15 protein-coding genes are annotated in these 18,701 nt (G+C 73.4%); 4 read left to right on the top strand and 11 right to left on the bottom strand.

Annotation, left to right across the window (positions count from 1 at the left end):
- Positions 1 to 135 precede the first annotated feature (135 nt).
- The gene (locus ACIQCH_RS33415) at positions 136 to 1,419 is read right to left on the bottom strand and encodes a geranylgeranyl reductase family protein (RefSeq protein ID WP_402587206.1); all 1,284 of its coding nucleotides are present in this window, start codon (positions 1,417 to 1,419) and stop codon (positions 136 to 138) included.
- A 101-nt stretch (positions 1,420 to 1,520) separates the two neighbouring features.
- Between ACIQCH_RS33415 and ACIQCH_RS33420 the strand changes: the two genes are divergently transcribed.
- Complete coding sequence (locus ACIQCH_RS33420; protein ID WP_402587208.1) at positions 1,521 to 2,024, top strand: GNAT family N-acetyltransferase; 504 nt, start codon at positions 1,521 to 1,523, stop codon at positions 2,022 to 2,024.
- A 63-nt stretch (positions 2,025 to 2,087) separates the two neighbouring features.
- Here the strand turns inward: ACIQCH_RS33420 and ACIQCH_RS33425 are convergent, their stop codons facing one another.
- From ACIQCH_RS33425 to ACIQCH_RS33450, 6 genes are all read right to left on the bottom strand, one after another.
- The gene (locus ACIQCH_RS33425; protein ID WP_402587209.1) at positions 2,088 to 3,011 is read right to left on the bottom strand and encodes a glutaminase; all 924 of its coding nucleotides are present in this window, start codon (positions 3,009 to 3,011) and stop codon (positions 2,088 to 2,090) included.
- A 50-nt stretch (positions 3,012 to 3,061) separates the two neighbouring features.
- A complete protein-coding gene (locus tag ACIQCH_RS33430) occupies positions 3,062 to 3,760 on the bottom strand; it encodes a demethylmenaquinone methyltransferase (protein WP_402587211.1) in 699 nt (232 codons plus the stop codon).
- Positions 3,757 to 4,404: a Uma2 family endonuclease gene (locus tag ACIQCH_RS33435; protein ID WP_402587213.1), complete on the bottom strand. Its 648-nt coding sequence runs from the start codon at positions 4,402 to 4,404 to the stop codon at positions 3,757 to 3,759. Before ACIQCH_RS33435 ends, ACIQCH_RS33430 begins: the two co-directional genes overlap by 4 nt.
- A gap of 110 nt (positions 4,405 to 4,514) precedes the next feature.
- Entirely contained in the window at positions 4,515 to 5,168 is a 654-nt protein-coding gene (locus ACIQCH_RS33440; protein ID WP_402587215.1) for an imidazolonepropionase-like domain-containing protein, read from the bottom strand.
- 9 nt (positions 5,169 to 5,177) lie between these two features.
- Positions 5,178 to 6,377: a cyclic dehypoxanthinyl futalosine synthase gene (gene mqnC / locus ACIQCH_RS33445; protein WP_402587217.1), complete on the bottom strand. Its 1,200-nt coding sequence runs from the start codon at positions 6,375 to 6,377 to the stop codon at positions 5,178 to 5,180.
- 84 nt (positions 6,378 to 6,461) lie between these two features.
- Positions 6,462 to 8,375 carry a protein kinase gene (locus ACIQCH_RS33450; protein WP_402587219.1) on the bottom strand — a complete coding sequence of 638 codons (1,914 nt, stop codon included), beginning with the start codon at positions 8,373 to 8,375 and terminating at the stop codon, positions 6,462 to 6,464.
- Between the two features lie 218 nt (positions 8,376 to 8,593).
- Here ACIQCH_RS33450 and ACIQCH_RS33455 point away from each other — a divergent pair, with 218 nt between their 5' ends.
- Positions 8,594 to 9,727 carry an alpha/beta hydrolase gene (locus ACIQCH_RS33455; RefSeq protein ID WP_402587221.1) on the top strand — a complete coding sequence of 378 codons (1,134 nt, stop codon included), beginning with the start codon at positions 8,594 to 8,596 and terminating at the stop codon, positions 9,725 to 9,727.
- 69 nt (positions 9,728 to 9,796) lie between these two features.
- On the opposite strand, the gene ACIQCH_RS33460 is transcribed toward ACIQCH_RS33455, so the two are convergent.
- Positions 9,797 to 10,630 carry a menaquinone biosynthetic enzyme MqnA/MqnD family protein gene (locus tag ACIQCH_RS33460; RefSeq protein WP_402587223.1) on the bottom strand — a complete coding sequence of 278 codons (834 nt, stop codon included), beginning with the start codon at positions 10,628 to 10,630 and terminating at the stop codon, positions 9,797 to 9,799.
- Between the two features lie 237 nt (positions 10,631 to 10,867).
- Between ACIQCH_RS33460 and ACIQCH_RS33465 the strand changes: the two genes are divergently transcribed.
- Positions 10,868 to 11,071 (top strand): cold-shock protein, encoded by a 204-nt coding sequence (locus ACIQCH_RS33465; protein ID WP_132902898.1) that lies wholly within the window; start codon positions 10,868 to 10,870, stop codon positions 11,069 to 11,071.
- Between the two features lie 149 nt (positions 11,072 to 11,220).
- Here the strand turns inward: ACIQCH_RS33465 and ACIQCH_RS33470 are convergent, their stop codons facing one another.
- Positions 11,221 to 12,960, bottom strand: a complete 1,740-nt coding sequence (locus ACIQCH_RS33470) for a hypothetical protein (protein ID WP_402587225.1) — start codon at positions 12,958 to 12,960, stop codon at positions 11,221 to 11,223.
- Between the two features lie 401 nt (positions 12,961 to 13,361).
- Between ACIQCH_RS33470 and ACIQCH_RS33475 the strand changes: the two genes are divergently transcribed.
- Positions 13,362 to 14,552 (top strand): lipase family protein, encoded by a 1,191-nt coding sequence (locus ACIQCH_RS33475; RefSeq protein ID WP_402587227.1) that lies wholly within the window; start codon positions 13,362 to 13,364, stop codon positions 14,550 to 14,552.
- A 39-nt stretch (positions 14,553 to 14,591) separates the two neighbouring features.
- Here the strand turns inward: ACIQCH_RS33475 and ACIQCH_RS33480 are convergent, their stop codons facing one another.
- Both ACIQCH_RS33480 and ACIQCH_RS33485 read right to left on the bottom strand, forming a co-directional pair.
- A complete protein-coding gene (locus ACIQCH_RS33480; protein WP_402587229.1) occupies positions 14,592 to 16,157 on the bottom strand; it encodes an alpha/beta hydrolase in 1,566 nt (521 codons plus the stop codon).
- A gap of 133 nt (positions 16,158 to 16,290) precedes the next feature.
- Positions 16,291 to 18,165, bottom strand: coding sequence for an AMP-dependent synthetase/ligase (locus ACIQCH_RS33485; protein ID WP_402587235.1), 1,875 nt, complete (start codon positions 18,163 to 18,165; stop codon positions 16,291 to 16,293).
- Positions 18,166 to 18,701: the final 536 nt, after the last annotated feature.

Below are 18,701 nucleotides of genomic sequence, written 5' to 3' on the forward strand. Positions count from 1 at the left end.
TCGGCCGCGGGTCGTTGCCCTGCGGGGCGACTCCCCCTCCCCGCCCCTTCCCGAAACCGTGGGCTCCGCCCCGGACCCCCGAACCGGCGCGGAGCGCCGGAACGGGTTCGGGGCGGGGCCGTGGCCCGGACGGCGTCAGGCCTTCGGGGCCACCCGCGAGAGGCCGTTGATGATGCGGTCCATCGCGTCGCCGCCCGACGGGTCGGTCAGGTTCGCCAGCATCTTGAGCGTGAACTTCATCAGCATCGGGTGCGTCAGCCCCCGCTGCGCCGCGATCTGCATCACCTTCGGGTTGCCGATCAGCTTCACGAAGGCGCGGCCCAGCGTGTAGTAGCCGCCGTAGGTGTCCTTGAGGATCCGCGGGTAGTGGTGCAGCGCCAGCTCGCGCTGCGCCGGGGTGGACCGCGCGTGCGCCTGGACGATGACCTCGGCCGCGATCGCGCCCGACTCCATGGCGTACGCGATGCCCTCGCCGTTGAAGGGGTTCACCAGGCCGCCGGCGTCGCCGACCAGCAGCAGGCCCTTGGTGTAGTGCGGCTGGCGGTTGAAGGCCATCGGCAGCGCGGCGCCGCGGATCGGGCCCGTCATGTTCTCCGGCGTGTAGCCCCAGTCCGCCGGCATCGACGCGCACCAGGCCTTGAGCACCTCGCGCCAGTCCAGCTCCCGGAAGGCCTTGGAGGAGTTGAGGATGCCCAGGCCCACGTTGGACGTGCCGTCGCCCATGCCGAAGATCCAGCCGTACCCGGGCAGCAGCCGGTCCTGCGGACCGCGCCGGTCCCACAGCTCCAGCCAGGACTCCAGGTAGTCGTCGTCGTGCCGCGGGGACTCGAAGTACGTCCGGACGGCGACGCCCATCGGCCGGTCCTCGCGCCGGTGCAGGCCCATGGCCAGCGACAGGCGCGTGGAGTTGCCGTCGGCCGCGACCACCAGCGGGGCGTGGAAGGTCACCGGGGTCTTCTCGTCGCCCAGCTTCGCGTGCACGCCCGTGATGTGCCCGGTGCGCGGGTCGCGGATCGGCTCGCCCACGTTGCACTGCTCGTACAGCCGCGCGCCCGCCTTCTGCGCGTTGCGGGCCAGCTGCTCGTCGAAGTCGTCGCGCTTGCGCACCAGGCCGTAGTCGGGGAACGACGCAAGATCGGGCCAGTCCAGCTGGAGCCGCACCCCGCCGCCGATGATGCGCAGGCCCTTGTTGCGCAGCCAGCCGGCCTCTTCCGAGATGTCGATGCCCATGGCCACCAGCTGCTTGACCGCGCGCGGGGTCAGGCCGTCGCCGCAGACCTTCTCGCGCGGAAAGGCCGTCTTCTCCAGCAGCAGGACGTCGAGTCCCGCCTTGGCCAGGTGGTACGCGGTGGCGGAGCCGGCCGGCCCGGCCCCGACGACGATCACATCAGCGGTGTGCTCGGAGAGCGACTCGGCCACGGCGGGTTCTCCCGACGACTCTAAATTTCTGCGTGCCGAAGGCACAGGACATGGGCAGTCTATGCAGCGACGAGCGATCACCACCGAGAAGGGCCGCCCCGATGACCAAGCTGCTCCCCGACGTCCAGCTCCGCGTGCCGACCGAGGAGGACGCATACGCCTGGCACCGGGTGTTCAACGATCCCGAAGTGATGCGCTTCCAGGGCGGTCCCGCCGAGCTCTCGGTGTACGAGGAGCTGACCGCGCGCCAGCGGATGCACGACGCCCAGCTGGGCTTCTGCTTCTGGACGATGCTCGACGAGGCCGGCGAGGTCATCGGGTTCACCGGGGCGCAGCCGTGGCCGCGGGAGTGGGGTCCGGCGGGCAGCATAGAGATCGGCTGGCGGCTGGCCCGGCCGTACTGGGGCAAGGGGTACGTCACCGCGGCGGCGCTCGAAACCATCGAAAGGGTACGGGCGGCCGGCGTGCCGGAGGTGGTGGCGATGGTGGAGTCCACGAACGTCCGCTCGATCGCGGTGGCCGAGCGCCTCGGGATGGAGCTGGCGGAGGTGTTCGCGCTGAGCGGCGGTGAGCGCCGGGGCCACCGCTACCGCCTCGCGCTCTGAGGTCCCGGCCGCCCGGCGCTCCGAGGTCCCGGCCCGCCCGACGTCCCGCGGCGGCGCCCCGGGTCAGAAGACCGACAGCCCCGTCAGCGTCGTGAACCGGTCGAGCGCGGCGACGCCCGCCACCGAGTTGCCCCGCTCGTCCAGGCCCGGGCTCCACACGCACAGCGTGCACCGCCCGGGCACCACGGCGACGATCCCGCCGCCGACGCCGCTCTTGCCCGGCAGGCCCACCCGGTACGCGAACTCGCCGGCGGCGTCGTACGTGCCGCAGGTCAGCATCACCGCGTTGACCTGCTTGGCCTCGCTGCGGGTGAGCAGCCGCGAGCCGTCGGCGAGCAGCCCGTGCCGGGCCAGGAAGCGGGCGGCCAGTGCGAGGTCGGCGCAGCTGGTCTCGATCGAGCACTGCCAGAAGTAGTGGTCGAGCAGGGTGGGCACCGGGTTGGCGATGTTGCCGTACGAGGCCATGAAGTGCGCCAGCGCCGCGTTGCGGTCGCCGTGCGCGGACTCCGACGCGGCGACCTCGGCGTCGAAGGCCAGGTCCTCGTTGCCGCTCTCGCGCCGCAGGAACTCCAGGAGTTCGCTGCTCGCGTCGCCGGTCCAGGTCTGCAGGCGGTCGGTGACGACGAGGGCGCCCGCGTTGATGAACGGGTTGCGCGGGATGCCGTTCTCGTACTCCAGCTGCACCAGGGAGTTGAACGGGTTGCCGGAGGGCTCGCGGCCCACGTGGTCCCAGACGCTGTCCCCGCCGTGCGCGAGGACGAGCGCCAGGGTGAAGACCTTGGTGATGGACTGGGCGGAGAACGGCACGCGCCAGTCGCCGACCCCGAAGACGTTCCCGTCGAGGTCGGCGACCGCCATGCCGAAGCGGTTCGGGTCGACCTCCGCCAGGGCCGGGATGTACGCGGCCGGCTCGCCGCTGCCGACGAGCGGGGCCACGTCGGCCGCGACCTGCTCCAGGACGGCCTGGTAGTCCACCACCGTGCTCATGCCCGTTCCGTGTCCGTGTCGGTGTCCGTGTCCGCGGTGCCGGGTGCGGGCTATGCGGCGGGCTTGGTGCCGCGGTGCAGGGCCACGATGCCGCCGGTCAGGTTCCGCCAGGCGACCGAGGTCCAGCCGGCCTTCTGCAGCAGCTGGGCCAGCGCGGGCTGGTCCGGCCACTCCCGGATGGACTCGGCGAGGTAGACGTACGCGTCGGGGTTGCTGGACACGGCCCGGGCCACCGGCGGCAGCGCGCGCATCAGGTACTCGGTGTAGACGGTCCGGAAGGGCGCCCAGGTCGGCTGCGAGAACTCGCAGATGACCACCTTGCCGCCGGGCTTGGTGACCCGGTACAGCTCGCGCAGCGCGCCCTCGGTCTCCTGCACGTTGCGCAGCCCGAAGGAGATCGTGACGGTGTCGAAGACCCCGTCCTTGAACGGCAGCTTCGTGCCGTCGCCCGCGGTGAAGGGCAGGTGCGGGTGCTTGCGCTTGCCCTCGCGGAGCATGCCCAGCGAGAAGTCGCAGGGGACGACGTACGCGCCGGTGGCGGCGAAGGGCAGCGAGGAGGTCGCGGTGCCGGCGGCGAGGTCGAGCACCTTCTGCGCCGGGCGGGCGCCCACCGCCTTGGCCACCTCCTTGCGCCACAGGCGGGACTGGCCGAGGGACAGCACGTCGTTGGTGAGGTCGTAGTTCGCCGCGACGTCGTCGAACATGCTGGCGACTTCGTGCGGCTGCTTGTCCAGGGAGGCTCGGGTCACGTGCTCATTGTGCCGGTATGCGGTCGCCCGAAGCCGAGCAGGGTACGCAGGTCGATCTCGATCGGGTACGGGTGCTCGGTGACCAGCACCTTCCGGTGCACCGGCGTCTCCGGGGCCTCGATGTACTCGCGGTGTCGATGGTGCAGCCAGAACTCGTGGACGGCCAGGCTGCGATCGCGCCCGATCTCCACCCGCCAGTAGTACGGCACGAGTGCGCTCGCGAACAGGGCGGGCTTGCGCACACGGTCGTCCTGGCGCGACCCGGGGGACACCACTTCGACCGCCAGCGCCAGCTTGTCGACGGGTACGCACTCGAGATCGAAGAAGTCCAGCCCCGTGGGGTCGTAGACGATCACGTCCGGCTTGGGGGTGTTGTGGTCGTCGTACATCACGCACTGCTCGGTGACCACCTCGAACGGCTCGACCCGTGCCAGCTCCAGATGCCGGGCGATCTTGTCGCGCACCACGTTGTGCCACAGCCTGGTCTGGCCCCGGACCACCACGACTCCGTCCACGAGTTCCCAGTCGAAGGGGAGGTCGAGGTGTTTGACCTGGTCGAACCTCCAGCCGTCGGCAGGCGGGAACATCCAGTTGTCCTCGGTGACCCGCTCGTCTCGACCGGATGTCGCCATCACTGCTCCCATGAACGCGAGTGTGGACGCGGGTGTCGTACACGGCCCCGGATACGACAGTACCCACCCACGAAGGGACGACCACGGCCCGCGCGGAATGACGCGCGGGCGGGGGCCGCACCTCAGCGCCCCCGGTACAGCAGCCGTCCGCCGAGGACCGTGGCGACGCAGGAGGCCGCTCCGCGGGCGAGGAGCGCCGGCTCGTCGGGGACGTCGAAGACCGCGAAGTCGGCCGGGGCGCCGAGCGTGAGGGGGACGTGGACGGCCGCCGCGAGGGATCCGGCCGTGGCGAGCGGATCCAGGTCGGCGGCCGACTCCTGGCGCTCCCCGGGGTCCGCCGCGGGGGCGGCCGGGCGCAGGCCCAGCCGGGCCGCCGGGGCGGTCAGCGCCGGGTCACCGGGCGGCAGGGCCACCGCCGTGGTGCCGTGCCGCAGCATCTGCTGGAGCCCGCGGCGCACGCTGCCCGCCATCCGTGCGGCGTCCGGGGCCAGGTCCGCGAGCGCCCCCGGACCCAGCACCTCCGCGCCCAGCAGCGCGTACTCGCGCGGGTCCGGGAAGTAGCAGCGGGTCAGCAGCCACGCCGCGCGCGGCTGCCGCAGCCCCGGGGTGAGCACCCCGGGCCACTCCCGTATTCGGGCGGTGGGATAGGCCTCGGCCAGCTCCGCCTGCGGCCCGATCGCGGCGATGCGGTCGGCCTCGACCAGCACCGCACCGCCCGTCAGCGGAGCGGCCGCGCCCCCGGGCAGCAGCAGCGGGGCCGCATGCAGCGTGCGCACGGCCGCGGCTCAGTTCGCGTCGAGGAGCTTCAGCTCCGGGTGGGCGGTGCCCCCCTCGAGCGCGGTGGAGGAGATGTGCGAGACGACGCGGTCGTCGACCGGGTCGTTCGCCGGGTCGTCGTGGACGACGACGTGCTCGTACGTCGTGGTGCGCTGGGCCGGGACGCGGTCCGCCCTGCGGATCAGGTCCATGAGCTCCTGGCGGTTGGAGCGGTGCTTCGCACCGGCCGAGGAGACCACGTTCTCCTCCAGCATGACCGAGCCGAGGTCGTCGGCGCCGTAGTGCAGGGACAGCTGGCCGGCCTCCTTGCCGACGGTCAGCCAGGAGCCCTGGATGTGCGCGACGTTGTCGAAGAACAGCCGGGCGATGGCGATCGTCCGCAGGTACTCGAAGATGGTCGCCTGCGTGCGGCCCTTGAGGTGGTTGTTCTCGGGCTGGTACGTGTACGGGATGAAGGCCCGGAAGCCACCCGTCCGGTCCTGCACGTCACGGATCATGCGCATGTGCTCGATGCGCTCGGCGTTCGTCTCACCCGTGCCCATCAGCATGGTGGAGGTGGACTCCACGCCCAGGCCGTGGGCGATCTCCATGATCTCCAGCCAGCGCTCGCCGGACTCCTTCAGCGGCGCGATCGCCTTGCGCGGCCGCTCGGGGAGGAGTTCGGCGCCCGCGCCCGCGAAGGAGTCCAGGCCGGCCGCGTGGATCCGCTTGATCGCCTCCTCGGCGCTCACGCCGGAGATGCGGGCCATGTGCTCGACCTCGGACGCGCCGAGGGAGTGGATGACCAGCTGCGGGAAGTCCTTCTTGATGGCGGCGAAGTGCTGCTCGTAGTACTCCACGCCGAAGTCCGGGTGGTGGCCGCCCTGGAACATGATCTGCGTGCCGCCCAGCTCCACGGTCTCCGCGCAGCGGCGCAGGATGTCGTCGAGGTCGCGGGTCCAGCCCTTCTTCGTGTCCTTGGGGGCCGCGTAGAAGGCGCAGAACTTGCAGGCGGTGACGCAGACGTTCGTGTAGTTGATGTTCCGCTCGATGATGTACGTCGCGATGTGCTCGGTACCCGCGTAGCGGCGGCGGCGGACGGTGTCCGCGGCCGAGCCGAGGGCGTGCAGCGGCGCGTGCCGGTAGAGGTCCAGCGCCTCCTCGGCGGAGATCCGACCCCCCTCGGCGGCGCGGTCGAGGACAGACTGGAGAGCGGCCTGGTCGGTCACCGGTGCCTCACCTTTCGGTGGTGTCAGGGGCTGTCAAGAGGTACGGACCGATCCAGCCTACGCCAGCCCCCCGGGCCGGTTCCGTCAGCCCTGCTTGGTCAGGTCGCCCTCCGGGTTGCCGGCCGCCGCGTCGCCCGAGGCGTAGTGCAGCGTGCCGTCCGCGTTGAGGGTGAAGCGCTCGTTCGGGGAGCCGTCGGCGCACACGCCCGGGTGCGGATTGGGGCCGCCGCTGGTGTCGAGCACCAGCGAGCGGTCCGTGGCCTTCGCCAGTTTCCAGTTGCCGCTGCAGTCGAAGTGGGTGCCCAGCAGGTCCATCCCGGACACGTCGCGGCCCACGAAGTCGCCGGTGCGGCCCGCCCTGATGGCGATCTCGAACTGCACCCTCACGCCGACGTTCGTCTTCACCGTGCCCTTCCAGGTGCCGGTGAGGGCCGCCGGAACGGTGTCCCGGCTTCCGGCGCCGGTGTCGGGGGAGGCCGTGCCCGGGCCGGTGGTAGGGGTGTCCGGAGTGCCGTCGCCGTCGCCGCCGGAAGTGCCCGGGCCGCGGGTGCCCGGCGTGGCGCCGGGGCTGGACGCGTCGGAGCCGCTCGCGGAGTCGTGCCGCGCGCCCCGGCCCGGCAGCAGGTCCATGGCGTACAGCCCGCCCAGGCTCACCGCGGCCAGCGCGGCCGCCACCGCCAGCGTCACGGTGCAGCTGACCCGCCGCCCGGCCCGGGCCGAGACCGTCAGTCCGCCGGCCCCCTCGGCGGCGCCCGCCGCGGTCCCGGCCGGGTCCGCGGAGCCCCCCGTACCGCCGGCCGTCCGCGGTCCGGGGACGCCGGTCGCGGTGGCCGGGTACGCCGGGCCGTACGAGGCGTCCGGCGGCCCGTACGCCCCGCCGGCCGCCACCGCACCCGCCCCGGACCCGTACGGGCCGGCGCCGGCGAAGGGGGTCCCGGCGGGGGTGGGGGTCCGGGTGCCGGGGGCCCCGGTCGCGGGGGCGTGCTCGGCCGCGCTGCCGTACGGGGTGCCCGTCCCGTACGCGACCGCGGAGCCCGTCGCGAGCGGCCCGCCCGCGGTGTGCACCGGGCCGGCCGGGCCCGCCGGTTCCGCCGGGCCCGCCTCCAGGTCCAGCAGCCGGACCGCCGTCCGCGAGACCTCCTCGACCAGCGCCGGCGGCAGCCATCCCGCCACGTAGCCGGCCGCCGCCCCGCCCGGGGCCAGCGCCGCCGACAGCTCCGCGGGCGCGGGCCGGGCGGCCGGGTCCTTCGCCAGGCAGGCCGCCACCAGCTCGCGCAGCCCGCCGGCCCCCGGCACCCGCCCCAGCTCCGGCTCCTCGTGCACGACCTTGTAGAGGAGCGTGGCCGAGTTGTCACCGGTGTACGGCGGCTCGCCCGTGGCCGCGTACGCCAGCACCGCGCCCAGCGAGAACACGTCCGCGGCCGCCGTCGTCCCCCTGCCCAGGATCTGCTCCGGCGCCATGTAGCCGGGCGAGCCGATGGAGACACCGGTGGAGGTGAGGGAGGCCGTGCCGTCCGAGGCGCGGGCGATGCCGAAGTCGATCAGGCGCGGCCCGTCCAGGGTCAGCATCACGTTCGAGGGCTTCACGTCCCGGTGCACCAGCCCGAGCCCGTGCACCGCCGCCAGCGCCTCGGCCAGCCCCGCGCCCATGGCCCGTACGGAGGCCTCCGGCAGCGGGCCGTGCGCGGCCACCGCGCGGTCCAGGGAGGGCCCGGCCACGTAGCCGGTCGCCACCCACGGAACGGCCGCCTCGGGGTCGGCGTCGAGGACCGGGGCCGTCCAGTCGCCGCCCACCCGGCGGGCGGCCGCGACCTCCCGGCGGAAGCGGGTGCGGAACTCCTCGTCGAGGGCGAAGTGCGGGTGCACGATCTTGATCGCCACCGTCCGGCCGCCCGTGCTGCGGCCCAGGTAGACGCGGCCCATGCCGCCCGCCCCGAGCCTGCCGAGCAGCCGGTACCCGCCGATGTTCCGCGGTTCGTCCGCGTCGAGCGGATGCATGCGCGCCTCCCCTGCCTGTCCCGTCGGGCCTGCCGCGGCCCCCGTGACGTCCGTCCCCCTGACGCGAGCACCCTAGCCGTGCCCGGCCCCCGGCCACCGCTTCCCCGCGGCCCCGTCCTCCCCGCACCGCCGGCTCCCGGCCCGCCTCCTCAGATGAACGGCACATCGGATGAACACCGGATTAAGCGGATCTTGCCGGAGCGTGCGACCGTGTCCAGATGATCCGCCGCACCACGCCCCGTCCGACCGAGCCGCACCGCCCGATATCCCACGGGTCCGCGACGACCCGTGCGGGCGCCGCGCCCCGCGGGTCCGGCGCGCGCAGACGGATCGCCGCAGCGGTCGGGGCCGCCGCCCTCGCCACGCTCCTGGCCGCCGGCTGCGGCGGCCCCGGCGCACCGGTCAGCTTCGACGCCCCGAGCCCCTCCGCCGGCGGCCCGTCGGCCTCCCCGGGCACGGGCAAGCGGCAGCAGCGGGTCTCCCTCTCGGAGCGGCTGACGCAGCTGCCCACGGGGCCGCGCGCCGAGTTCCGCGAGGAGAGCCGGCTCGCCGACGGCACGACCATCGGCGTGACGACGTACACCGGACCGAAGTCCGGGTTCACGGGCCAGGTGTGGGTCTGGGCGCCGAAGCAGTACTTCGACCCGAAGTACGCCAACAGCGGCTTCCCGGTGCTGATCGCCCTGCCCGGCAGCTACGGCTACCCCCGCAACTACTGGATCGGGGCCGGCCTCGGGCTGCAGCGCAGCATCGCGCGCTGGTCGCAGGAGGGGAAGGGCCTGCCGTTCATCGTGGTGATGCCGGTGCTGAACCCGAACAAGAAGCACTACTACGACGGCAGCGACATCCCGGACCAGCCGAAGATGGGCACGTGGATGACGGAGGACGTGCCCGATCTCGTCCGGGCCAATTTCCGGACGTTCAAGACCCGGGACGGCTGGGCCTTCATGGGGTCGTCCTCGGGCGGATTCGTGGCCCTGAAGTCGGTGCTGCAGTACCCGGAGAAATTCAAGGCCGTGATCGCCTCCGGCCCGGACATCGTCCCCGACTCACCCTTGTGGCAGGGGTACGAGGATGAACAGGAAGCGAACAATCCGGAGCGGCTCGCCCCGCAGCTGATCGCCAATGGCGGACCCGATGTGTATCTGGCGTTCCAGGTGGGCTCGAAGGAGCGCGGAACGCTTCAGAAGGTGCAGAATTTCATCGACAATTTCGGCAAAGGTCCGGTCAAAACCCGCTTGCAGATCATCCGGGGCGGCGACCACAACGCCCGCACCTACATCGAGGGCATGAACGAGGGCACGATGAAGTGGATCAGCGACGTCCTCCAGCCCCCGATCCCGGCCTCCTGAGCGGGCCCCCGGGGCGGCCCGCCCCGGCGCCCTCCGGGCCTCTCGACGAGGGCCCGGAGGACGACCGGACTACCGCTCGAGGAGCGCCACGTCCACGTGCCCGACCCCGGTGCGGCGGGCGAACTCCCGTACGCCGGCGAGCTGGTCGGGGCCGAAGCGGAAGTCCAGCGTGGTGAAGTACCGCTCGAGCAGCTCCGCGTCGAAGGCCTCCCAGCGGGCCGCCTGCTCGGCCACCTTGGTGACCTCCTCCAGCGACAGGTCGCGGGAGGCCAGGAACGCCTCGTGGACCTTGCCGACCACGACGGGCTCGCGCCGGAGGTAGTCCCGGCGCGCCGCCCACACGGCGAAGACGAACGGCAGCCCGGTCCACTCCTTCCACATGAGCCCCAGGTCATGGACCGTGAGGCCGAGCCGCGGGGCGTCGTGGAGGGAGGCCCGCAGGGCCGCGTCCCCGATCAGTACGGCCGCGTCCGCCTCCTGCATCATCAGGCCGAGGTCGGGCGGGCAGCTGAAGTACTCCGGGCGCACGCCGTACTGCTCGGCGAGCAGCAACTGGGCGAGCCGTACGGACGTCCGGGACGTGGAGCCGAGGGCCACGCGGGCGCCGTCCAGTTGGTCCAACGGCACCTGGGAGACGATCACGCAGGACATGACCGGGCCGTCGCAGCCGACCGCGAGGTCGGGGAAGGCGACGAGCGAGTCGGCGTTCTTCAGGAACTCGACGAGGGTGATCGGGGCGATGTCCAGCTCGCCGGCCACGAGCTGCTCGCTGAGCTTCTCGGGGGTGTCCTTGGTGAGCTCCAGGTCCAGCAGCGTGCCGGTCCGGGCGAGGCCCCAGTAGAGCGGGAGGCAGTTCAGGAACTGAATGTGGCCGACCCGGGGCCGGCAGCGATTGGCGTCCACATCGCGAGACTAGCCGCCGGTGTTCGTCAGCATCGGACAGGGGTGTCAAACGTCCGGGTGACGTGATCTTTCCCTCTACCCTTGCGGGCACTCTGCGTGCTAGGCTCAACGCAAGTTGCAGTTTGGTTTCCCTTGCAGTACAGAGCCTGCGGAGCATGTAACCCCGCAGGCTTTTGTAGTTTTCAGACTTCTTAGCAGGTTCTGGAGCAGGGCAACCCTTTGGCCCAAGGAGGGCTTATGGCTACCGGAACCGTGAAGTGGTTCAACGCTGAAAAGGGCTTCGGCTTCATCGCCCAGGACGGCGGCGGCCCGGATGTCTTCGTCCACTACTCCGCGATCAACTCGTCTGGCTTCCGCTCCCTCGAGGAGAACCAGGTCGTGAACTTCGACGTCACGCAGGGCCCGAAGGGCCCGCAGGCGGAGAACGTCACCCCGGCCTAAGTTGCCCGGGCCGACCGGATCGCGGTCGGGATAGCAGTACCCAAGGAGCCCCGCCCCTCGCACGCGCGAGGGGACGGGGCTCCTGCCTTTTGCAGGCTCCGGCCCGGGGGTGGGCCGCCCCGAAGGGCGGGGCCACCCCCGGGAGGGGGCTACGGCTTGGTGGCCGGCGGGGTGGCCGACGCCTCCGGGTTCGGGTCCTTCTCCGGGTCGGCGTCCGCCGCCTTCTTGACCTCGAGCTCGATCACCAGCTCGACACCCTCGGGCGTGGTCAGCCGGAGCCGGTAGGTGCCCGGCTCGACGTCCTCGGCGAGGCGGACGGCCGGCAGGTCGACCCGCCCCGACGCGTCGGCCGGCGTCAGCTCCAGCTTGTGCACGGTCCGCCCGGCCCCGTCCGCGAAGTACGGGCCGGTCTCGGCCGGCACCCACTCCCCGGCCTTGTTCTTCGCCAGCAGGCCGGCGGTCACCACGGTCCCGGCGACGCCCTTGCCGTCGGCGTCCGCGGCCAGCACGCTCACCGACTGCTTGAACTTCGCGTCGCCGACCTCGGCCACGAGCGCCCTCTCGGCGTCCTCGCCGGTGCGCACGAGCTTCTTGACGACCGGAGCCGGCTTCGGCGTGACGGTGCCCGCGTACTTCACCGTGTACTCGTGCGTCGTCCCGTACACCGTGGCCCGCAGGGTGAAGGCGCCCGGCTCGTCGCCGGCCTTGTCGCCCGCCTTGAGGACCGGTGCGGTGGCGACGCCGGCCGCGTCGGTCTTCACGACCGCGTGCGTCTTGCCCGTACCGGCGAAGACCGTGCCGGAGGTGTCGCCCTCGATCTCGAAGACCACGACCGCCTTCGCGGCCGCCTTGCCGTCGCTGAGCTTCGCCTTGGCCTGGGCCTTCTCCGTGAACTCGGAGCCCGCCTCGGCCTGCAGCGTGCCGTCGCCGAGCCGCTCCAGCCCGGCCACCGTGGGCTGCGGCTTCTCCGGCTTCGGCTTCTCGGGCTTGGGCTTCTCCGGCTTCGGCTTGTCCGGCTTCGGCTTCGGCTTGGGCTGCGGCAGGGTCCGGTTCGGCGGGTCCGTGTACGGCGGCTGGGTGACGGGCGGGACCGTGTCGTTGGGCGGGACCGTGGCGGGCGGGTTCGTGACCCCGTCCACGCCGTTCTGGTACAGCCGCATCCACGCGAGGACCGTGTTCACGTACTCGCGCGAGCTGTTGTAGCTCAGGACGGCCCTGTCGAGGTCCTGCGCCCGGCGCAGGTCCTTGTCGCCGGCGCAGAGGTAGAGGCCGGCGCCGAGGGCAGCGTCGTAGATGTTGTTGGGGTTGCGGGTGCCGTCCGCGTTGCCGTCGGCCCCCCACTGCGCCCAGGTGGACGGGATGAACTGCAGCGGCCCGACCGCCCGGTCGAACTGCCCGTCCCCGTCGAAGGCGCCCTTGTCGGTGTCGAGGATCTTCGCGAAGCCGTTGCCGTCGAGGCGGGGGCCGCGGATCGGCCGCTCGGTCGATCCGTCCGCCTTCAGGCCGTAGGCGGAGGCGTGGACCGACTCGACCCGGCCGATGCCGGCGACCAGCTGCCAGGGCAGGTGGCAGTTCGGCAGCGCGGCGCCCACGGCCAGTTCCGCCCGCTTGTACGCGTCCAGGGCGGTCGCGGGGATCCCGTTGTTCGACGCGCCGCCGGGGCCCGTGCCGCCGGCGGTCGGCGGCGCGGGGGCGGCGAGGTCGGGCAGGGTCAGCCGCGGGTTGCCGCGGTCGGTGGCCTGCGGGCTGTCCGGGGTCGGAGCGGACTCGCCCGCGTCGGCCGTCGGCGGGTTGCCGACGACCGCGGCCGTGGTGAGGCTGGCCGCCAGGGCGGCCGTGCACAGCACCTTGCGCGAGGTGCTGATGAGATGTCGGCGAAGAGGCTTCACAGTGCGGCGTTCCCCCCAAGGCGTGCGGGCCGAGTCAAGCCGTGAATATTCACTGTCTATCAGGTCTTCGCCCCCGACTCGCCGTCCCCCCTCACCTTTATGACGGACTGTTCACTTGCCCGTCCCGGTGCCCTTGCGGGCAATGGTGCATAGGGGGCATTTCGCGAGCCCTGGGCGGGCGTTGGGGTCCGACGGAACGCGGCGGCCGCCGCGGACCGACGGCGATGAGCCAAGTGCCCGAAGAGCACCGGTTTGCAACCATTCTCCCCCTCCAGGGCGTCGCGTGGGTGAACCGCGCGGGAAGACACGCACCTTCACGGCCGCGACCGGCCACGGCCCGACGGCCGGTCACTACGGTCTCCTCACCTGCCCCCCTCCACGGGACCGTTGGGAGAGCGCCCATGCGCACGCGCATCCGCAGCACCGTCCTCGCCGCCGTCGCAGCCGTCGCCGCGCTGGCACTGCCGGCCGCCGCACCCACCGCGTCCGCCGCCGCCACGGCGGACGCGGACGCGACCGCACCACGGGACGCCGGAAAGCCCGGCGACCTCGTCTCCGTCGAGCCCTCCGCCTTCCACCCGCTGCCCGGCCGGACGACCGACACCGAGGCCTGGAAGGTGCACTACCGCTCCACGACCGCCGGAGGCACCCCGAACGTCGTCTCCGGCACCGTGATCGTCCCCCAGGACGGCCGGACCGGTCCGCGCCCGCTCGTCACGTACGCCGTCGGCACCGTCGGCCTCGACGACTCCTGCGCGCCCAGCAACCACCTCCCGCGCGGCACCTCCCCGGAGGGCGACCTCATCCGGCTGCTCACCGCCCGCGGCTGGGCCGTCGCCGTCACCGACTACGAGGGTCTCGGCACCCCGGGCCTGCACACGTACACCGTCGGCGCGTCCGCCGGGCACGCCGTGCTCGACGCCGCCCGTGCCGCGCTGCGACTGCCCGGGGCGGGCCTGTCGGCGGACGCGCCCGTCGGCATCATGGGCTACTCGCAGGGCGGCCAGGCCTCCGGCTGGGCCGCCGAGCTGTCGGGCTCGTACGCACCCGAACTCCACGTCAAGGGCACGGCCACCGGCGGCGTCCCGGCCGACCTGCTCGCGGTGGCCGCCGCCAACGACGGCGGCCTCGGCTCCGGACTCGTCGTCATGGCGGCGGCCGGCCAGGACGCGGCCTTCCCCGAGCTGCGGCTCGACTCCTACCTCAACCCGGCCGGCAGGGCGCTGGTCGACTTCGTCAGCCACCGCTGCGTGACGGGGGCCGCGACCGCCGGGGCCTTCAAGCGGATCTCCGACCTGACGACGTCAGACCCCCTCGACCGGCCCGACTGGCGGGCCCGCCTGGACGGGTCGAAGCTGGGCCGCACCGCCCCGGCCGCGCCGGTGTACCAGTACCACGCACAGGCCGACGAGCTGATCCCGTACGCGGTCGCCGGGCGGCTGCGCGCGGACTGGTGCGCCCGGGGCGCGACCGTGGAGTGGCGGACCGTCCCGGTCGGCGGGCACGTCGGCGGCGGGCTCACGCAGTCCCCGGCGGCCGGCGACTGGCTGGCCGACCGGTTCGCCGACCGTCCGGCGCCCTCCAACTGCTAGGGGGTGACGCCAGGTGACGCCCGTGCCCGGCGGGAGCCCTCACTCCCCCGCCGGGCACGAGCGCGTTCCGTGGGGCAGGGTGCCGTCCACCAGGTACGCGTTGACCTTGTCGCGCACGCAGGCGGAGGCCCCGTACCCGGTGTGGCCGTCGCCCTTGTGGTCGACGACCGTGACGTTGCCGAGCCGCGCGGCGGTCTCCTCGGTCCAGCGGTACGGGGTGGCCGGGTCGCCCCGGGTGCCGACGAGCAGGATCCGCGGGGCGCCGGGGCGGTCTATCTTCCGTACGAAGTCGCTGCCCGCGGGGCGGCCGTAGCAGGCCAGCACCGTGCCGAGCTGGGCCGGACCGAAGACCGGGGACGCGGCCTGGAACTCGGCCTGGAGCGACAGGATCTTCCGGACCACCGCGGCGGTGCTGCCGTCGCGGAGCCCGTCGGGGTCGTCGGCGCAGTTCACCGCGATCAGCGCGGCGTCCATGTTGTCGGCCGGCACCTCGGTGGTGCCGACGACGCCGTCCGTGCCGCCGCTGCCCGAGGGCGTGGGATCGGGCTCGTACGGGGGCTCCGGGTCGGGCACCACGGCACCGGCCAGCTCGATCAGTCCGCTCGGGTCGTGCTGCCGCTCCACGCGGGCGAGCGCGTCGGCCAGCAGCGGCCAGTTCGCCTGCGCGTACAGGGCGGCGCCGATCGCCACCACCGTGTCCTGGCCGGTGAACTGCGACCCGTCGTGGCCCACCAGCGGCTCCGCGTCCAGGTTCCGGATCAGGGCGCGGACGCGCTCCTTGGCGGTGCGGGTGTTGGTCCCGTACACGCAGTCCGGGCGGTGCGTGCACCAGGTCAGGAAGTCGTCGAGGGCGCGCTGCTGGCCTTCCGCCGTGTCCCTCGCCTGCTCGGTGAGCGGCTCGGTGAGGTTGTCGACGCCGTCCAGGGCCATCCGGCCGGTGCGGTGCGGGAACTCGGCCGCGTAGGCCGCGCCGACCCGGGTCCCGTACGAGAAGCCGAGGTAGTCGAGGCGGGGCCGGCCCAGCGCCTGGCGCAGCACGTCCATGTCGCGGGCGACGTTGGCCGTGCCGACGTACGGGAGGACCGGCCCGGAGTGGCGTGCGCACGCCGTGGCGGTCGCGCGCAGGGACTGGAGCTGCTCGTCGGCGGTGGTGCCGGTGCCCGCCGTGGCCAGGGCGCCGCCACAGCTGATGGGGGCGCTCTGGCCGACGCCGCGGGGGTCGAAGGCGACCAGGTCGTAGGCCTCGCGGAGGTCGGCGAAGCTGCGTGCGGCGACGGCGAGGGTGGCGACGCCGGGGACGCCCGGGCCGCCGAAGTTGAGGACGAGGGGCCCCCGGCGGTGCGGGCCGCTGGCCGGGATGCGGGAGACGACGAGGTCGACGGTGCCCTTGGCGGGACGGGCGTAGTCGAGCGGGACGGTCAGCGTGCCGCAGCGCATGTCGGCGGGGCCGGGTTCGGCGCACCGCCCCCAGGTGATCTGCTGCCGGTAGAACCGGGCGAGCGGGTCGCCGGTCGGCGTGGGGCTCGGGCCGGGGCCCGGCGCCGCGGCGAGCGCGGTGGCCGCCAGGACGGCGGCGCAGAGCAGGGTCGTGCGAGGCCGGTGCATGGGCACCTCCCAGGGGTCGTCCCCGCAGCCACGATACGGGCCGCCCCCGCGCCCCGCCCGGCGTGCGCGGGCCGGCCGCCCGGGGTAAGGGGGCGGCGGACGGCCTCGCGGGGACGGGACGCGGGGATGCCCCCTACGTCCCGTACAGCTCGTCGATCTCCCGCTCGAAGTCGCGGGTGATCGCGGCCCGGCGCAGCTTCAGCGAGGGCGTCAGGTGCCCGGAGGCCTCCGTGAACTCCACCGGCAGGACGGCGAAGCGGCGGATCGACTCGGCCCGCGACACGAGCCGGTTCGCGTCGTCCACGGCCCGCTGGAGGTCCGCCCGCAGCTCTTCGTCGTGCACCAGCTGGGCCGTCCGGACGTCCTGCTTCTTGCGCATCTGGCGCCAGTGGAACAGCCCGTCGGGGTCGAGGGTGACGAGCGCGGCGACGTACGGCCGGTTGTCGCCGACGACCAGGCACTGGCCGACCAGCGGGTGGGCGCGCAGCCAGTCCTCCAACGGGGCGGGGGCGACGTTCTTGCCGCCGGAGGTGATGAGGATGTCCTTCTTGCGGCCGGTGATGGTGAGGTAGCCGTCGTCGTCGAGGACGCCGAGGTCACCGGTGGGGAACCACTGCTCGTGGTCGGTGGCCGGTACGACCGTCCCGCGCGCGGAGTCCCAGTAGCCGCCGAAGACGTGCCCCCCGCGCAGCAGCACCTCGCCGTCCGCGGCGATGCGCACGGCGGTGCCGGGCAGCGGCCAGCCGACCGTGCCGAGGCGGGGGCTCAGCGGCGGGGTGACCGTACTGGCGCCGCAGGTCTCGGTGAGCCCGTACCCCTCGAAGACCTCGACGCCCGCGCCGGCGTAGAAGGCGGCGAGGCGGTGGCCCAGGGGCGAGCCGCCGCTGATCACGTACTTGACGCGGCCGCCGAGGGCGCTGCGGATGCGGCGGTAGACGAGCGGGTCGTACAGGGCCCGGGCGGCGCGCAGGCCGAGGCTGCCGCGGTCGCCGTTGTGGTGGGCCTCGCCCCAGCGCTGCGCGATGCGGGCGGCGCGGTCGAAGGAGGAGCCGCGGCCGATCTTCTCGGCCGTCGCGCGGCCGGTGTTGTACACCTTCTCCAGGACGTACGGGATGGCGAGGAGGAAGGTCGGCCGGAAGCCCGCCAGGTCGGCGAGCAGCTCCTCGGTGGCGATGCTCGGCGCGTGGCCGAGCTTGACGCGGGCGCGCATGCAGGCGACGACGACCATGCGCCCGAAGACGTGCGAGAGCGGCAGGAAGAGCAGCGTCGAGGCGGGCTCCTTGCTGACCGACTTGAAGACGGGGTGCAGCAGTTCGACGGCGTTGTCGACCTCGGCGAAGAGGTTGCCGTGGGTGATCACGCAGCCCTTGGGGGTGCCCGTGGTGCCGGAGGTGTAGATGACGGTGGCCACGGTCTGCGGGGCGGTGTGGGCCCGCCGGGCGAGGACCGCCACGTCGGGGACGGCCTCGCCGGCCCGGACGAGCTGCGCGATGGCCCCGGTGTCGAACTCCCACAGGTGCACGAGCCCGGGCAGCTGGGCCCGTTCGGCGCTGATGAGCCGGGCCTGGGCGGTGTCCTCGACGGCGCAGGCGACGGCACCGGAGTCGTGGATGATCCAGCGCGCCTGCAGCGCGGAGGAGGTGGGGTAGATCGGCACGGTGATCAGCCCGGCGGCCCAGGCGGCGAAGTCGAGCAGGGTCCACTCGTACGTCGTCCGGGCCATGATCGCGATGCGGTCGCCCCATTCCAGTCCCTGGGCGATGAGCCCCTTGGCGACGGCCAGCACCTCCGCCGCGAACTCGGCGGCGGTGACGTCGCGCCAGCTGCCGTCGGGCTGCTTGCGGGCGAGGACGGGGGCGGCCGGGGCCTCCTGGGCGTTGAGGAAGGGGATGTCGCCCAGGGAGCCCTGGAGGGGCGGGTTGGCCAGGGGCGGCACGTACACCTCCCGGACCACCTGCTGGACCACGGTCTTGACCGGAACGCCGGGCGCGGCCGGCGGGGCGGACACGGACTGGGACACGGGCTCTCCTCGGCGACTCGGAGGTTACCGCCGGTAATTTACTGCCGGGTAAGCACGCCGTGAACCCCCACGACACCGTTTCGCAGGGCCTTCGCAGCCCCTGCGCACACCATGCGCAGACCATCCGCGGGTCCCCCACGGGACGGCGAACGACACAGCACCGACCCGTCCCAGGCCGCCCGAGGCCGCCCGATGGCGTGGCGACGCACCTCCACCCGCCCCAGGCCGCCCGATGGCGTGCGACGCACCTCCACCCTCCCCCACCCACCCACCCACGCGTGCGACGCACCTCCACCCGCCCCGCCCACTCCCACGGCAGGCAGCCCACCTCCAGCCACCCCCACCCACCCAGCCGTGCGGCCCACCTCCGCCCGGTCTCGCCCACCCCGTGGCAGGTGACGCCCTCCCGACCCGACCCCGTCGCCCCGCGGTGTGTGGGGGAGGCGCTTGACGGGGGTGGCAGGCTGGACCGGAGGCAGGCCCGGGCCGGAGGTGGCCGAAGGCCAGGGCGAAGCCCCGAAGCC

Origin of the sequence: Streptomyces sp. NPDC093225 (assembly GCF_044753805.1) — a bacterium.
In the GTDB taxonomy this organism is placed as follows: domain Bacteria; phylum Actinomycetota; class Actinomycetes; order Streptomycetales; family Streptomycetaceae; genus Streptomyces.

Excerpts from the sequence above, each read along its gene's own strand:
- ACIQCH_RS33435 (WP_402587213.1), bottom strand. The coding sequence starts at position 4,404 with ATGGGAGCAGTGATGGCGACATCCGGTCGAGACGAGCGGGTCACCGAG.
- ACIQCH_RS33480 (WP_402587229.1), bottom strand. The coding sequence starts at position 16,157 with ATGCACCGGCCTCGCACGACCCTGCTCTGCGCCGCCGTCCTGGCGGCC.
- ACIQCH_RS33455 (WP_402587221.1), top strand. The coding sequence starts at position 8,594 with ATGATCCGCCGCACCACGCCCCGTCCGACCGAGCCGCACCGCCCGATA.
- ACIQCH_RS33475 (WP_402587227.1), top strand. The coding sequence starts at position 13,362 with ATGCGCACGCGCATCCGCAGCACCGTCCTCGCCGCCGTCGCAGCCGTC.
- ACIQCH_RS33465 (WP_132902898.1), top strand. The coding sequence starts at position 10,868 with ATGGCTACCGGAACCGTGAAGTGGTTCAACGCTGAAAAGGGCTTCGGC.
- ACIQCH_RS33425 (WP_402587209.1), bottom strand. The coding sequence starts at position 3,011 with ATGAGCACGGTGGTGGACTACCAGGCCGTCCTGGAGCAGGTCGCGGCC.
- ACIQCH_RS33420 (WP_402587208.1), top strand. The coding sequence starts at position 1,521 with ATGACCAAGCTGCTCCCCGACGTCCAGCTCCGCGTGCCGACCGAGGAG.
- ACIQCH_RS33450 (WP_402587219.1), bottom strand. The coding sequence starts at position 8,375 with ATGCATCCGCTCGACGCGGACGAACCGCGGAACATCGGCGGGTACCGG.